The sequence below is a fragment of the Cobetia sp. 5-25-4-2 genome (genome assembly GCF_013374075.1).
Taxonomy (GTDB): domain Bacteria; phylum Pseudomonadota; class Gammaproteobacteria; order Pseudomonadales; family Halomonadaceae; genus Cobetia; species Cobetia marina.
Map to the genome: position 1 here is coordinate 32367 of NZ_BLWK01000003.1, position 15852 is coordinate 48218.

Consider the following 15852-nt stretch of genomic DNA (forward strand, 5'->3'; position numbering starts at 1 on the left):
AGTGAAGGCAACTTGCCTGTCCGATATCCCTGCGGACCGTCATGCAAACGGGCCGGCTGCCAATGGCAACCGGCCGCGTCGTGGGTCAGCTGCGTCAGTTACTTCTTTAGGTCAGCCAGGGTCAGCTTGGTGCGGTTCTTCACCTGCTCACGCAGGGCTTCACGCTCCTCCTTGGGCAAGGGAATCAGGCCGATGCCCTTCAGGTAGCCCAGCTCACCGATCATCTTCTCGCTCATGAACAGGTCGTTGTAGGCCTGCTGCGCCGGCACGTCATCCTTGTGCTGGTTCTTCACGTAGTAGAACAGCGAGCGGGACACCGGGTACTCACCGGAGGAGATGGCATCGGCTTCCGGCAGGACGCCATCGATGGAGGCACCGACGACCTTGTCGGCGTTCTCTTCCAGGAAGGAGTAGCCGAAGATACCGAAGGCATCGGTGTTCTCGACCAGTTTCTGGATGATCAGGTTGTCGTTCTCACCCGCCGCGATGTAGTGGCCGTCCTGACGGATGTTGGTGTAACCCTCACCGCCGTAGCCTTCCATCTCTTCGGTGGAGACTTCCATCACCAGCTCTTCGAAGGCATCACGCGTACCGGAAGTGGAAGGCGGACCATAGACGGTGATCTTGCGATCCGGCAGGGAGGAATCGATCTCGGACCACTTGGTGTAGGGGTTGTCGACCAGCTTGCCATCGACCGGCACCTGAGCGGCGACCGCCAGGGTGATCTGCTCACGCGTCAGGTTGATGTCGCCATCACCGACCGCCTGAGCGAAGGCGATGCCATCGAAGCCGATCATCGCTTCGGTGATGTCGGTCACGCCATTCTCTTCGCAGCGCTCGAACTCGGACGTCTTCATGCGGCGGGAAGCGTTGGTGATGTCCGGCGTGCTGTCCCCGACCCCTTCACAGAACAGCTTCATGCCGCCACCGGAACCGGTGGACTCGATGACCGGCGTCGGGAAGTCGCTGGTGGCACCCAGCTCTTCCGCCACATAGCTGGAGAACGGATAGACCGTGGAAGAGCCGACGATGCGCAGCTGTTCACGGGCTTCTGCTGCACCGACGGATGCGGCGAGAACAGCGACTGCGAGACCTGACTTGAGGAACGCCTTCATGCCTGAAACTCCTTGCGAAAAGAATGAGCCTTGAGGTTGGCTTCTTGTCTACGAGGAGCACTTTGCCAAGCATTCATGACAACCGTGTGACAGTCATCGCGAGTCGCCGTGTGATCAATGACCCTCAGTCCGAGGGGGCGGCATGACGCGCCAGGGCGCGACGCCCCGCCAGCACGCGCAGCAGGATATTGCTGACCAGCGCCGTGCCCAGCATGCCGAGGATCATCGGCCACAGGCTGTCCATCGCCAGCCCTGCGATCAGCATGCCGATCAAGGCACCACTGGCGAATTGCAGGCTGCCGATCAGGGCATTGGCGGTGGCGCTGATACGGGGGAAGTACTCGAGCGCGGAAGAAATCGCATTGGGAGCGACCATGCCGTTGGCCCCGACGAAGAGCATCAACAAGGGTGCCATCAGCGCCAGATGATCCAGCCCCAGCGCCAATGCCAGCACCAGCAGACAGGCCGCGAGCAGCTGGATACCGATCCCGATGCGCAGCAGCCGTGGAGGCGACATGCGTGACAGCAGGCGCACGTTGAGGCGATTGGCGGTGAACATGAACAGGATGTTGGCCCCGAACAGCGCCGGGTACCAGGAGGCGGTGACACCGAAGTGCTCCATGTAGACATACGGGGAGGCGGTGATGAAGGCGAACATGCCACCGAAGCCCATCGCCTGGGTAATGGCATAGCCCATCGCCGGGCCATGGCGCATCACGCTGACGTAATCGCGAGCGACCTGCGCGATGCTGGCCGGAGGCTCATCCGCTTCGCGATGGCGGCGTGTCTCCGGCAGCCGGAAAGGCAGCACGACCAGCAGGAAGGCGGCATAGGCGGCCAGGAAGGCGAAGATCAGCCACCAGCCCGCCAAGCCCAGCAGCAGACTGCCGATCGCCGGGGCGATCAGCGGTGCCAGCATCATGATCACCGCGACGGTCGAGAGCACCTTGGCCGCCTCGCGCCCGCTGAAGCAGTCACGCACGATCGCCGAGGAATTCACCACCGAGGCCCCGCCGCCCAGCGCCTGCACGAATCGCAACGCATAGAGGCCTTCGAGACTGTCGACCTGGGTGATCGCCAGACTCGCCAGCAGGAAGACGAAGATCCCGGAGAGCAACACCGGCTTGCGGCCGATGCGGTCCGACAGCGGCCCGAAGATCAACTGCCCCAGCGAGAAGCCGAGCAGGAAGATCGACAGCGACAGCTCCGTATGATGGACGCTGGTGTCGAGCGCTTCCGCCATGGCCGGCAATGCCGGCAGATAGGCATCGATGGCCAAGGGGGCCAGTGCGGTGTTGGCAGCGACCAGCAAGGCCAGCTGACGGGTTTGACGCTTGTCCACATCCCCTCCCGAGAGTTTCACGATAACGGCGCGATCATGCGCCTGCTGAAGAATCCTTCACGATGCGGCACGTCATGGACCCAGGTGCCGGCCCGCTCACCGGCTCCCTCACCTTCCTTGGGTCCCCGACACCTCGGTGCCAGCCTGTCGCAGGCATGAGCGGACACGTCTGCCGGTAGACCGCGACAGTGGGCGCGCCGCCATACAATTGATACAGTTGAGGTAACGAACGTGAAGAAGTTGTCACATCCATGTGATCATGTTCACACCGACAGCGACGACATCCCCGCGGTACGGCCGATGGAGTATCATCGTCGAGGCTCTGGCCATGTCGTTCCCGCTTCGTAGCCCAGACCTTCACGTCTTACCTTTTCATGAAGGTCGTCATCGGACGACCCGCGCTCAGTACAGGAAACTCTTGCATGGCACAGGACAAGCTCTCCCAACTCAAGGACATGACCACCGTTGTCGCCGACACCGGTGACCTCGAGGCGATTCGTCGCTTCGCGCCCACAGATGCTACCACCAACCCGTCGCTGATCCTGCAGGCCGCCCAGGACCCGTCGCGTCGCGAGCGCCTGACCGAGGTCGCGCGCAAGGCCACCGACATCGACGATGCCGTGGACGCCGTGGCCGTGGATATCGGCACCGAGATCGCCGGTCTGGTACCGGGCTATGTCTCCACCGAAGTCAGCGCCCGCCTGTCCTTCGATGCCGACGAGACCATCCGTCGCGCGCATCGCATCATCGAGCGCTACGCCGCCAATGGCGTCGGTCAGGAGCGCATCCTGATCAAGACCGCCTCCACCTGGGAAGGCATTCGCGCCGCTGAGAAGCTCGAGCGTGAAGGCATCCGTACCAACCTGACGCTGCTGTTCAGCTTCGCCCAGGCCCAGGCCTGCGCCGATGCCGGCGTGACGCTGATATCGCCCTTCGTCGGCCGTATCCTCGACTGGCACAAGGCCAACCAGCCGGATGCCGATTTCAGCGGCGACAACGACCCGGGCGTGAAGTCCGTCAAGGCCATCTACGAGCACTACAAGGGTCACGGCTACAAGACCATCGTGATGGGCGCCAGCTTCCGCAACACCGGGGAAATCGAAGCCCTGGCCGGTTGCGACCGCCTGACCATCTCTCCGGCGCTGCTGGGTGAGCTGGCCGAAAGCACGGGCCCGCTGGCGCGTCGCCTGCAGGCCGCCGATGCCGAGCGCAACGTGCCGGAAGTGCTGACCGAGTCCAACTTCCGCTGGGACATGAACGAAGATGCCATGGCCACCGAGAAGCTGGGCGAAGGCATCCGCAAGTTCATGGCGGATCAGCGCAAGCTCGAGTCACTGCTGGCCGAACTACGCAGCCACTGAGCATGACGTCGAGAACACGCCCTTGTCGAGCAAGGGCGTGTTTCTGGCGCAGCAACGAAGAGCGCCTGCCGTGAATCACGGCAGGCGCTCTTGCGTTCAGGCGATACCCCGCATCGTCAATGCGGCTGGCGCTGCTCCTCGCTTTCCAGAAGCTCGATCAAGGGCTGGAACTGCAGGCGATTGTGGCCATTGAGACACATCAACAGACGATGCGCCTCGAGAATACGCCCGCGCAGTGCCTGCTCCTGACTCGCCGAGGCCTCTGCCCCACCCTCGACCGGCACCTCCGCCGTGGCGTCATCACAGCCCGAGCTGTCCAGCTCGGCCTGCTCCGCCTCCGCCAGCTGACTGGCATCCACGACACTGGCCACCTCATCGAACCCCATGACCTTGAGCATGGTCATCACATCAGGGTGAGCCGCTACCACCTGGGCCGGCAGGATCAGACGATCCCGCACGGCCAGTGCCAGCTTGGCCAGAAAGCCCAGTGCAGTGGAGTCAATGTTGGTGGCTTCGCGCAGATCGATGATCACGCTTTCCAGACCATCGACCGCTGCCACGCGTTGAACCTGCTGGTCCAGCGTGGCACACAGTGTCAGGCGTACGTCACCCGACAGCTTGAGCACGAACAGGCCGTCATCGAACACGGCCTGGATACGTCCTTCATCCATCATGGAATCCTGTCAGCGTCATCAGGGTAAGGTCATCCGGCAGCTCACCATCCAGTGCCAGACCGCGGCGCAATCCCTGCACATCCTCACTGCTCAGTATCCGTTGATGCAGTGCTTGAGTTCGTTCCTCCAGCGCCTCGCCCGGCAGGCACTCCAGCACACCATCACTGGCCAGCCACAGGCGGAAACGCGCGGGAAGCGCCACACGATACGCCGGATAGCGGGTGCCTGGGAAGAGGCCTACCGGGCGCCCGCTGCCTTCCAGTACCTGAATCCCACCCTCCGGAGTCACCAGGACCGGCATCGGCAGCTGGGCCCCCAGGGTGTAATGCAGCGTGGCCGCTTCACGGTCAATCACGCCGCACAGCACGGTCGCGTGCTTGCCGATGCCACTGTCCAGCAGCTCACGGTTGAGCAACGCCAGCCATTCAGGACCGAAGGTTTCCGGCGTATGTTCCTCCCAGTGGCGAATCGCACGCGCGAACAATAGCTTGAGCAGCACCGTCACGAAGGCCGAAGACGCCCCATGCCCGGAGACATCGGCGAAATAGAACAGACTGAAACGCTCATCGATCGCCTGATACTCGAGAAAATCTCCCGACAGATACAACGAGGGCGACAGGCAATAGTCATAGCGGATGCCATTGATTCTCTGCCCACTTTCCGGCAACAAGCGTTGCTGGATCTGCCCACCGGCCAGCTGGTCCTGACGCAGCATCGCCAGATGCGTCTCGAGATGCTCATTGAGCTCCTCGAGGCGCGCGCGGGCCTTGGCGTGTTCATGCGCGAGCTGGTGATGCTCCGCCGCCCGCTTGAGCAGACTGCGCAACACCGAGCCATGCTCACGCGGGGCGATCAGATAATCCACCAGCCCCGCCTCCACCGCGGGCAACAGGCATTCATCGCCACGACTCTCGGCCACGACCACCGTGGGCAGGCACTCGGCGAGACGCGCCCACTCCTGACTGGCCACGGCCTCGACATGCGCCACCACCACCGCGACCCCACTGGGCAGCGTTGCAATGCTGTCACAGGCCGCCACTGCACAACGCTCATCCGTCAACAGCGTCGCCAGCGCATCACGCCGCGAACCGACCAGATCGATCAGACCGATCAACAGACGCTTGCCTTGCTCATCCGCCATGCCAACCTCTCATGCCCGTCCCGTGCCGCAATCCACTGCCAGACCCTGGCGCCTCGCCATCGCGCTATCCGCGTGCCTCGACGTGCCGCCAGGACACTCGGCAGCCCTTACTGGCTGTCATCTTCCGGTGCAAAGGCACCATCGAGATCCGCATCATCGAAACTGTCGCTGGCGAAGGGATCATCCCCGAGCTTGCCATCGTTGATCTCGAAGTTGCGACGCTGCAGATAGGCATCGCGGATGAAGCTGTAGCGATCTCCCTGAATCAACTTCTCCTGCTCGAGCAGACCGGCACGGGTATCGACGAGATCCAGTGCTTTCAGGCCATAGCGCACCTTGTCTTCCTCGAGGTAGTTGATCGGATCATTGAAGTAATCCACCGGCATGCCGGCAGTGTCACGCAGCGTGCTCGGACCGAACAGCGGCAACATGAGGTAAGGCCCCTGGCCGGCGCCCCACACGGCAAGTGTTTGACCGAAATCTTCCTCGTCGACCGTCCAGCCAAGCTCGCTGGCCGGATCGAACAGCCCGCCGATACCGACGGTGGAATTGAGCAGCAGGCGCCCCGTGGAAATCCCGGCATTCGCCCACTTCCACTGCAGCACCGAGTTGAACATGGTGCGCACTTCCCCGAGGTTGGAGAAGAAGTTGCCCACGCCATCCTGAACCAGCTCCGGCGTCACGTAATCGTAGCCCTGAGCCACCGGCTTGAGCGCATAGCGATCCAGGGTGTCATTGAAGGTGTAGACGTTGCGGTTGAAGCCCTCCCACGGGTCCTGGGGATTCGGCTCGCTGTCACCTGTACTGGCACAACCGGCCAGCAGAGACATGGCCAGCAGTGCCGGCAGGGAAGTCTTGATCATGTGCATCGCATCACCTGTAAGTCTGTTGGAATCCTGCAGCGGTCCTTGCCACATCCATGGCTGTCAGGTCCGGTCTTCTTTATACGTTCCGCTCACGCCAGGAGCCAGTGCGCCATCCGCTCAAGCACGCCATCAGCGCGTATCATCCACAGCGTTTCAGCAGCACGCTTCCCGCACTGTAGCCGGCGCCGAAGGAGCAAAGCACACCCAGGCTGCCAGCGGACAGATCCGCATGATGCAGATGGAAGGCGATCACCGACCCCGCCGAGCTGGTATTGGCGTAGCGGTCGAGAATGATCGGCGCTTCCTCGCTCGACGGGTCACGTCCCAGCACACGACGAGCGATCATGTCGTTCATGTGGCGATTGGCCTGGTGCAGCCACATGCGATCAAGATCACCGCCATCGGCCTCGATCTCGCCCAGATGCGTGGTGATCAGCTCGGCCACCATCGGGCAGACTTCGCGGAAGACGCGCCGACCTTCCTGGATGAACAGCTTGTCATCGGCCTGTTCACGGTGCGTGGCGCTGTCCAGCGTCGTGGCAGATGCCACATCATCCTCAAGCACCGCGGTGCGATTGAGGAAGCCGAAATTGTTGCGTATCGCGTTGGAGAAACGGGTCACCAGTCGCGTACCGAGCACCTCGAAGCCATCGGTGCGCGTGGCGACATCCGCCGCTTCCAGCACCACGGCCGTGCAGGCATCGCCGAAGATGAAGTGACTGTCACGATCACGGAAATTCAGATGCGCACTACAGATCTCGGGATTGACCATCAACACCCGCTGCGCGCTGCCACTGCGGATGGCGTTGGCTGCGGTCTCGATCCCGAAGGTGGCGGAGCTGCACGCCACGTTCATGTCGAAGGCATAGCCACCGGCCTCTAGCGCCGCCTGCAGCTCCACCGCCACGGCCGGATAGGGGCGCTCGAGATTGGAGCAGGCCACGATGACCAGATCAAGTTCCTCGGCCTTCACGCCCGCCGCGGCCAGCGCCTCACGCGCGGCCGCCACGCCCATCTCGCACTGCACCGAGGGTTGATCATTGTCGCGCGCGGGCAGCCGCGGGCGCATGCGCTCAGGGTCGAGAATGCCCTCGGCATCCAGCACGTAGCGGCTGTGGATACCCGAGGCCTTGACGATGAATTCAGCGCTGGACTCGGTACGCGGCTCGCGCTCGCCCCGAGCGATGGCCTCGGCATTGGCGGCGTTGTCCGCCGCCACCCAGGCATTGAAGGAGGCGACCAGCGCCTCGTTGCTGACGGCATGTTCCGGCGTGTAGAGGCCGGTGCCGGTGATCAGCACGCGGTGATTGCCAGTGGCGTCCAGCTGGCGCTCCGCCGTGGTGGCGCGAGGGTCGGCAGCGTGCTGATTGTCGTTGTTGGGCATGCATCCACTCCTGACAGTGGCCTCTCGTCGGAGACCACCGATTGATCGGGTGACGTCGCGGCTGACATCCCATGCGGCGGATGCCGAGCCTCCAGGTCCGCGCCGGCAGCGAGACAGCGTCACCCCCTTGTCTTCAGTGTACGCTGTCTCGCGCCAGGCGGACGCCTGAACCTGGCATCCGTCCCATGATAACAGCCGTCTCTTAAACAGCTTTCTCTGTATGCAGCTTGAGCCATACGCGAGCATCACGCCTCCACGCAGCAGTCACGCAAGCGGATGGCGGCTCGACTCAGCGCCGCGCCATCAATTCCTGCCAGCGCTTCTCCAGCCGCTTGGGGGAGACGGTCTCCAGCGTGCCGAGCTGCTGAGCGAACAATGAGACGCGCAGCTCCTGCAGCCACCAGCCGAACTCCTCCAGCTCCGCATCGGGCAGGCCCTGCTCGCGGGCCTTGCTCAGGCGGGCATCAAGGCGTGTCTCGAAGCTCTTGACCGCCTCCATGTCACGTTGATCACGCATGCGCTCACGCGGGGCCTTGTCGAGACGGATCAGCATCGCCTCCACATAGCGTGGCAGCTGATGCAGCCAGGCACCCGCCTCCTGGAGGAAGCCCGGGTGCACCAGGCGGGCCTGCTGGGCCTTGAGGTCTGCCACCACCAGCGCCATCGAGAAGTCGATCTTGCCCTTGAGGCGCTTGGAAAGCTCCAGATGCTGCGTGAGCGCAGCCTCCAACGGCTTGATCAGTGCTTCGGCGTGGGGCACCAGCTCGGCCCGCTTGTCATCCAGACGCGCCTGCAACTCACCGCGCGAACGCGGCAGCGGCTCGACGGCCATCACCTGCTCGAAGACGCTGTAGAGGAAGTCATCCGCCAGCTGGCGACGCGTGCCGACCTTGGCGAACAGCAGCGCGCAGCGCTCCAGTGCCTTGAACTCCCGGTCCAGATAGCGCACCTGGTCCGGCAGGCGCGCCATCGCCAGACGCGTGATGCCATCACGATGCGCGGCGGCGGCCTTGGCCGGATGATCGAACAGCTCCACGCTCAGCTGCTGCTCGCTTGAGGCGGCAGCATTCGCGGGCGAGTGACTTGACGGTGCACTGTTTCTGCCGGTCTTGCGTGCCAGCTTGCGTTCCTTGGCACTCATGCCGCCCTCGGCGGGCACCGACGGCTTCACCACCAGCGCCGGATAGGCCTCGACCCGAATGCCTGCCTGGGTGGTGCTGTGGGAGGTCGCGATCGGCGCCTCCGGCAGGTCTTCCAGCACTTCACTGTCGGCATCGCGGCTGCGACTGGCCATGGCGCGTGCCGCGGCGGCCGCCGAGTCCTTGAAACGCGCCTCGAGCACTTCAAGATCACGCCCCTCCCCCAGCACCTTGCCGTCCTGATCGACGATGCGCAGGTTCATGTTCAGGTGCGGCTCCAGCGTCTCCGGCGCCCAGGCATCCGACGGCAGGCGCAGGCCAGTCTTGACGCGCATGAACTCGGCCAGCGCGTCGGTCAACGGCACGTCATCCGGGGTCAACGCCTCAAGCGCGGCATCGACCCAGTTGGGAATCGGCACCACCTGCTTGCGATACTGCTTGGGCAGCGATTTCATCAGGCCGATGGCCTTGTCCCGCAGCAGCCCCGGCACCAGCCATTCGATGCGATAGCGCGGCAGCTGGGAGAGCATCGCCGCCGGGACCGTCATGGTCACGCCGTCATCCACCGCGCCGGGCGCGAAGTGATAGCTCAGCGGGTAGGCGACGCCATTGTGATGCAGCTGCTCGGGATAGCGTGCAGCGGTGACTTCCTCGGCATCGCGCGCCATCAGGTCATCGAGATCCAGATGCAGGACATTCGGATTGTCGCGCTCGGCATCCTTGCGCCACTTGTCGAAGCCGCGCCCGTTGTAGATGCCTTCCGGAATCCGCTCGGCATAGAAGGCGAACAGCGTCTCCTCATCGACGAGAATGTCACGCCGGCGCGCACGATCCTCAAGCTCCCCGACTTCCTCCATCAGGCCACGATTGTGGGCGAAGAATGGCGCGCGGGTCTGGAATTCACCCTCGACCAGCGCCCGGCGGATGAACAGCTCGCGGGATTCCTGTGGCGCCAGCGGGCCGTAATGCACCTTGCGCGCGGTGACGATGGGCAGGCCGAACAGCGTGACCTGCTCACTGGCGACCACCTGGGCACGCTTCATCTCCCAGTGCGGCTCGCTGTAGCTGCGCTTGACCAGATGCTCGGCCAGCGGCTCGACCCACTCGGGCTTGATCGCCGCGACCTGTCGCGCGTATAGCCTGGTGGTCTCGACCATCTCGGCCGCCATCACCCACTTGGGCGACTTCTTGGCCACACCGGAGCCCGGGTGCACGAAGAAGCGCCGGTTGCGCGCCCCGAGATACTCGCGATTTTCCTGCTTGAGGCCGAGATTGGAGAGCAGCCCGGTCAACAGCGCACGATGCAGGGCTTCATGATCAATAGCCACCGACGGACGACGGCCCTGGCCCGGAGACGCCAGCACCCGCGCGGTGACCTCGGCCTGTGCCTCGGCGTCACGCGCATGCTGGCTGCTGGTCATCTCCAGCCCGAGATCCCGCGTCAGCTGCTTGAGCTGACGGAAGGTGTCATGCCACTCGCGCAGACGCAGATAGTTGAGGAAGCGCGCCTTGCACCAGCGACGCAGCGGGTTGGCACCCAAGGCGTCACGCGCCAGCTCGAAGCCTTCCCACAGATTCAGCCAGCTGACGAAATCGGAGCTGTCATCGCCCCACTCGTGGTGAATCTGATCCGCCTGCTGGCGCTTGTCGGCGGGACGCTCGCGCGGGTCCTGGATCGACAGTGCACTGACGATGATCAGCACTTCACGCAGACAGCCGCGCGAGGCGCCTTCCAGCACCATGCGCGCCAGACGCGGGTCGATGGGCAGACGTGCCAGGGTGCGACCATCACGACTCAGGCGGTTGTGCTCATCCACCGCCCCCAGTTCGCGCAGCAGGCGGAAACCATCGGTGACGAAGCGCGAATCCGGCGCATCGACGAAGGGAAACTTCTCGATGTCGCCCAGCTTGAGCGACAGCATCGACAGAATGACCGAGGCCAGATTGGTGCGCTGAATTTCCGGCTCGGTGTATTCCGGGCGCGCGAGGAAATCCTCCTCGCTGTAGAGACGGATACACAGGCCTTCGGCGATACGCCCGCAGCGGCCCTTGCGCTGATTGGCGCTGGCCTGACTGATCGGTTCCACCGGCAGTCGCTGGATCTTGGAGCGATAGCTGTAACGACTGATGCGCACCAGCCCCGGGTCGATCACGTAGCGGATGCCCGGCACGGTCAGCGAGGTCTCGGCGACGTTGGTGGCCAGCACGATGCGCCGGCCACGATGCGGCTGGAAGACGCGATTCTGCTCTTCGTTCGAGAGCCGCGCGTACAGCGGCAATACCTCGGTATCGCGCAGCTGGGCGCGACGCAGGGTATCCGCGGTGGCGCGGATCTCGCGCTCGCCGGGCAGGAAGATCAGCACGTCACGCGGGCCCTGCATCCAGCCCTTCTCGCGCTCGATCAGCGACAGCTCCTCCACCGCGCGCAGGATGCCTTCCTGCAGGCTGAGGTCTTCCTCATCCTCGGCATCGCGCACCAGCGGCAGGTACTGGGTCTCGACCGGGAAGTTGCGCCCGCTGACCGAGACGATGGGTGCCGGCGTGCCATCCTGGGCCGCGAAGTGCTGACTGAAGCGCTCCACGTCGATGGTCGCCGAGGTGATGATGATCTTGAGATCCGGACGGCGCGCGGTGAGGCGCTTGAGATAGCCGAGCAGGAAGTCGATGTTCAGACTGCGCTCGTGGGCCTCATCGATGATGATCGCCTCGTAGCGGCTCAGGTCCGGATCATGCTGGGTTTCCGCCAGCAGGATACCGTCGGTCATCAGCTTGATCAGCGTCGAGGGGCCGGTGGTGTCGTTGAAGCGCACCTGATAGCCGACTGTCTCGCCGAGGGTCGTCTCGAGTTCCTCGGCCAGACGCGCCGCCACCGAGCGCGCCGCCAGACGGCGTGGCTGGGTGTGGCCGATCAGACCATTGCGCCCCAGCCCCATCTCCAGACACAGCTTGGGCAGCTGGGTGGTCTTGCCCGAGCCGGTCTCACCGGCGACCACCACGATCTGATGCTCGGCGAGCGCGGCGAGGATGTCCTCGCGACGTTCCACCACCGGCAGTTCCGGCGGATAGTTGAGTGCGGCCGGTGTCTGCCAGCGCGCCAGCGCCGTCTCGCGCGCGGCACGCTGGGCGATGCTCGCCTCGAGGCGGCTCTCGATATCGTTGATGGCACGATCGACCGGCTTGCCTTCCTTGAGACGCCGACGCAGGCCAGCCAGGCGCTTGCCCAGCTCGCGCTGATCACGGCTCAGGGCGCGTTCGAGGCGAGCCGCAAGGGCTTCAAGACGCGCATGTTCGGACGGTGCGGTAGCGGTGTCGCTCAAGGACTGCCTCTTCTCAACCAGCGACCACACGCCACGCGCGCAGCCGGATACTCTCGGGAACTCAGCCTCTCGCCCGACTGCACAGGGCAGCGAGCCACGAGACCTGAATGACGAAACGGCCCGCCAACGAGTGACGGGCCGTCCATTGTAGCCCCGCGCGTAGCCACGCCCAACCTTGGTGGCCGCCCGCTCATGCCGGCGGTCCGTCTCAACGCCGGGATTCAGGTCTCGCGCACCGGGGTATTGCCTCCTTCGTCGTCGCTGTCACGCAGTTCACGGCGCAGCACCTTGCCCACGTTGGTCTTGGGCAGCTCATCGCGGAATTCGACGAAACGCGGCACCTTGTAGCCGGTCAGCTGCTCCTTGCACCAGCTGCGCAGGCTGTCGCGATCCAGATCCGGGTTGCTGGACACGACAAACAGCTTGATCGCCTCACCGCTCTGCTCGTCCGGCACACCGACCGCCGCGGCCTCGACGATATCCGGATGCCCGCTGACCACGTCCTCGATCTCGTTGGGGAAGACGTTGAACCCGGAGACGATGATCATGTCCTTCTTGCGATCGACGATGCGCACGAAGCCATCCGGCTGGATGACCGCGATATCGCCCGTGCGGATGAAGCCCTCGTCATCCATCGCCTCACGCGTGGCGTCATCACGCTGCCAATAGCCCTTCATCACCTGGGGACCGCGCACGCACAGCTCGCCCGGCGCGTCACGCCCCAGCGTCACGCCCTCGGCATCCACCACCTTGAGTTCGGTGCCGGGCACCGGCTTGCCGATGGTCCCCAGCTGCAGCTCACGCGGGGGGTTGAAGCTGACGATGGGCGAGGTCTCGGTCATGCCGTAGCCCTCGGCGATCGGGCAGCCGGTGACGGCTTCCCAGCGTTCAGCCGCGCTGCGCGTCAGGGCCATGCCGCCGGAGATGGTCAGCTTGAGGCTCGAGAAGTCCAGCGCCTTAAAATCATCGCGCTGGCACAGCGCCGAGAACAGCGTATTGAGGCCGACGAAGGCGGTGAACGGTGTCCTGGCCAGCGTCTTGATGAAGCCATCGATGTCACGGGGATTGGTGATCAGCACGCTGTGGTTGCCGCTCTCCATGCTGTAGAGGCAATTCACCGTGAAGGTATAGATGTGATAGACCGGCAGCGGCGCGATCAGCACCTCCTGGCCTTCATTGAGCACATCACTGATCACACCGCGCGCCTGCAGCATGTTGGCTACCAGATTGCGGTGCGTCAGCATGGTGCCCTTGGCGACCCCGGTGGTCCCGCCGGTGTACTGGAGTGCCGCGATGTCGTCAGCCTCTCGCGTTACACGCGTGTGCGAGAGCCCCGCGCCGCGCTTGAGCACGCTGCGCAGCGAGTGGGCGTCGGGCAGATGGTACTTCGGCACCATCTTCTTGACGTAGCGTACGGCCAGGTTGATCAACGGGCGCTTGGGGAAATCATGCAGGTCACCGATCTCGGTGATGATGACCTCCTCGATGGACGTGCGCTTGAGCACCTTCTCGAGCTTGTCTGCCATGTTGGCCAGAATCACGATGGCGCGTGCGCCGGAGTCATGGAACTGGTGCTGCATCTCACGCTCGGTGTAGAGCGGGTTGGTGTTGACCACCACCAGACCGGCGCGCAGCGCCCCGAACACGGCCACCGGGAACTGCAGCAGGTTCGGCAGCTGGATGGCGATGCGATCCCCGGGCTCAAGGCCGGTCTCATGCTCAAGCCAGGCGGCGAAGTCGCGCGACAGGCGATCCACATCGGCGTAACTCAGCGTCTTGTCCATGCAGCTGAAGGCCGGACGCTCGGCATAGTTGGCGCAGCTGGCCTCGAAGACCTCCAGAATCGAGGGGTACTCCTCGAGACCGGACAACGGCTCACCGCTGAGAATCAGGGAATCGGCGGCCTCTGCCGAGCCTGACTGGTGCGGATCATGGGCTGCCGCAGGGGCGGCAGGATTGGCATCACGCATGGCACTTGGCTCCATGGCATCGTTCGTCTGGTGCATTCCCCGAGAGGCGGTGGAGACCGCTGGCGGCTGCTTGACGACAGCCCTCGCGAGTGATCGCAACACTTGTTGTTATCGGGACGTGGTGTCCGCAGCTGGACGGACACACAGGAAATGACGGGGGATGCCGAGATGGCACACCACCCCACCCTCTCATGCTGTCAGGCTACCTTAACCAGCCGCCTCGAGATTGTAAAACGATCGATTGAAACCATCGTTCACATTGCGGAAATCGACTGCTGTCGGCCATGACGGCATGCATCACATGGGGCCCTGACGACGCTGACATGTCGTTATGCTCTCAAGGCCTTTGAATCGCGACGCGCTACCTCTTACTCTGAAGCCCATCCACACAGAACGCCAGTGGCAGCCGCATGCCCGGCGTCTGTTTCTCGTCATTCATGTCACTGTTCATCGATCAGAGAGATTTCCCCATGGCAAAGATCTACCAGGACAACTCACAGGCCATCGGCAATACACCGCTGGTCAAGATCAACCGCCTCAGCCGCCACCCGCGCCTGTACGCCAAGGTGGAAGCCCGCAACCCGGCCTTCTCCGTCAAATGCCGGATCGGTGCCAGCATGGTGTGGGATGCGGAAGCGCGCGGTGAGCTCAAGCCGGGCATGGAGATCGTCGAGCCGACCTCCGGCAATACCGGTATCGCGCTGGCCTTCGTCGGTGCGGCGCGTGGCTACCCCGTCACCCTGACCATGCCGTCCTCCATGAGCATGGAGCGCCGCAAGGTGCTGAAGTCACTGGGTGCCAATCTGGTGCTGACCGACCCCGCCAAGGGCATGCAGGGCGCCATCGACAAGGCCTGCGAACTCAAGAAGGCCGAGCCGGAGCGCTACTTCCTGCCGCAGCAGTTCTCCAATCCGGCCAACCCGCGCATCCATGAGGAAACCACCGGCCCTGAGCTCTGGGATGCGCTGGATGGCGACATGGACGTGCTGGTCGCGGGGGTCGGCACCGGCGGTACCATCAGCGGTATCGCACGCTACTTCAAGACGGTGCGTGGCCAGACGCTGGAAGCCGTGGCGGTAGAGCCGGCGGAATCGGCCATCATTGCCCAGCGCCTCAAGGGCGAGCCCATCACCCCGGCACCACACAAGATCCAGGGGATCGGTGCCAACTTCATCCCCGATAACCTGGATCTGACGCTGATCGACCGCGTCGAGTCGGTGGTCAGCGAAGACGCCATGGCCATGGCACGTCGCATCATGCAGGAAGAAGGCATCATGTGCGGCATCTCCTGTGGTGCGGCGATGACCGCGGCACTGCGCCTGGCCGAAGACCCGGCCTACGCCGACAAGTCCATCGTCGTCATCCTGCCGGACAGTGGCGAACGCTACCTGTCCTCGCCGATGTTCGCCGGCATGTTCGATGATGTCGAAGGCTGAATCTGATGCCTGCCGCTGACCGCAAACGTCAGTGAAGACCGGGAAGCCAGACACACGAAGGGCCGCGATTGCGGCCCTTCGTGTGTCTGGCGATCGAACGACTTTTC

The 15852-nt window shown here is 63.9% G+C and carries 10 protein-coding genes; 2 read left to right on the forward strand and 8 right to left on the reverse strand.

What is annotated here, in order from left to right; all coding sequences use genetic code 11:
* Positions 1–98: 98 nt before the first annotated feature.
* Together HXS65_RS07770 and HXS65_RS07775 are read right to left on the reverse strand one after the other, a co-directional pair.
* Positions 99–1115 (reverse strand): substrate-binding domain-containing protein, encoded by a 1017-nt coding sequence (locus tag HXS65_RS07770; RefSeq protein ID WP_176493611.1) that lies wholly within the window; start codon positions 1113–1115, stop codon positions 99–101.
* A 124-nt stretch (positions 1116–1239) separates the two neighbouring features.
* Complete coding sequence (locus tag HXS65_RS07775; RefSeq protein WP_176493612.1) at positions 1240–2457, reverse strand: Bcr/CflA family multidrug efflux MFS transporter; 1218 nt, start codon at positions 2455–2457, stop codon at positions 1240–1242.
* 422 nt (positions 2458–2879) lie between these two features.
* Between HXS65_RS07775 and tal the strand changes: the two genes are divergently transcribed.
* Positions 2880–3818, forward strand: coding sequence for a transaldolase (gene tal / locus HXS65_RS07780; RefSeq protein WP_077379279.1), 939 nt, complete (start codon positions 2880–2882; stop codon positions 3816–3818).
* Positions 3819–3934: 116 nt separating this feature from the next.
* Here tal and HXS65_RS07785 read toward each other — a convergent pair whose 3' ends face one another.
* The 6 genes from HXS65_RS07785 to HXS65_RS07810 form a co-directional block, all read right to left on the reverse strand.
* Positions 3935–4489, reverse strand: coding sequence for an STAS domain-containing protein (locus HXS65_RS07785; protein WP_084209290.1), 555 nt, complete (start codon positions 4487–4489; stop codon positions 3935–3937).
* Positions 4482–5633 carry a PP2C family protein-serine/threonine phosphatase gene (locus HXS65_RS07790; protein ID WP_084209291.1) on the reverse strand — a complete coding sequence of 384 codons (1152 nt, stop codon included), beginning with the start codon at positions 5631–5633 and terminating at the stop codon, positions 4482–4484. Before HXS65_RS07790 ends, HXS65_RS07785 begins: the two co-directional genes overlap by 8 nt.
* 107 nt (positions 5634–5740) lie before the next feature.
* The gene (locus HXS65_RS07795; RefSeq protein ID WP_240499592.1) at positions 5741–6496 is read right to left on the reverse strand and encodes a VacJ family lipoprotein; all 756 of its coding nucleotides are present in this window, start codon (positions 6494–6496) and stop codon (positions 5741–5743) included.
* A 142-nt stretch (positions 6497–6638) separates the two neighbouring features.
* Complete coding sequence (locus tag HXS65_RS07800; RefSeq protein WP_176493613.1) at positions 6639–7883, reverse strand: beta-ketoacyl-ACP synthase III; 1245 nt, start codon at positions 7881–7883, stop codon at positions 6639–6641.
* Between the two features lie 289 nt (positions 7884–8172).
* On the reverse strand, positions 8173–12339 hold the full coding sequence (hrpA, locus tag HXS65_RS07805) for an ATP-dependent RNA helicase HrpA (protein ID WP_176493614.1): 4167 nt from the start codon (positions 12337–12339) through the stop codon (positions 8173–8175).
* 221 nt (positions 12340–12560) lie between these two features.
* Entirely contained in the window at positions 12561–14309 is a 1749-nt protein-coding gene (locus HXS65_RS07810) for an AMP-binding protein (protein WP_077379266.1), read from the reverse strand.
* Positions 14310–14779: 470 nt separating this feature from the next.
* On the opposite strand from HXS65_RS07810, the gene cysK reads away from it, so the two are divergent.
* Positions 14780–15745, forward strand: coding sequence for a cysteine synthase A (gene cysK, locus HXS65_RS07815; RefSeq protein ID WP_077379423.1), 966 nt, complete (start codon positions 14780–14782; stop codon positions 15743–15745).
* Positions 15746–15852: the final 107 nt, after the last annotated feature.

Bases quoted from the DNA above. Each gene is read 5' to 3' on its own strand.
- HXS65_RS07795 (WP_240499592.1), bottom strand. From the start codon at position 6,496: ATGATCAAGACTTCCCTGCCGGCACTGCTGGCCATGTCTCTGCTGGCC.
- HXS65_RS07790 (WP_084209291.1), bottom strand. From the start codon at position 5,633: ATGGCGGATGAGCAAGGCAAGCGTCTGTTGATCGGTCTGATCGATCTG.
- tal (WP_077379279.1), top strand. From the start codon at position 2,880: ATGGCACAGGACAAGCTCTCCCAACTCAAGGACATGACCACCGTTGTC.
- cysK (WP_077379423.1), top strand. From the start codon at position 14,780: ATGGCAAAGATCTACCAGGACAACTCACAGGCCATCGGCAATACACCG.
- HXS65_RS07800 (WP_176493613.1), bottom strand. From the start codon at position 7,883: ATGCCCAACAACGACAATCAGCACGCTGCCGACCCTCGCGCCACCACG.
- HXS65_RS07810 (WP_077379266.1), bottom strand. From the start codon at position 14,309: ATGCGTGATGCCAATCCTGCCGCCCCTGCGGCAGCCCATGATCCGCAC.
- HXS65_RS07770 (WP_176493611.1), bottom strand. From the start codon at position 1,115: ATGAAGGCGTTCCTCAAGTCAGGTCTCGCAGTCGCTGTTCTCGCCGCA.
- HXS65_RS07785 (WP_084209290.1), bottom strand. From the start codon at position 4,489: ATGGATGAAGGACGTATCCAGGCCGTGTTCGATGACGGCCTGTTCGTG.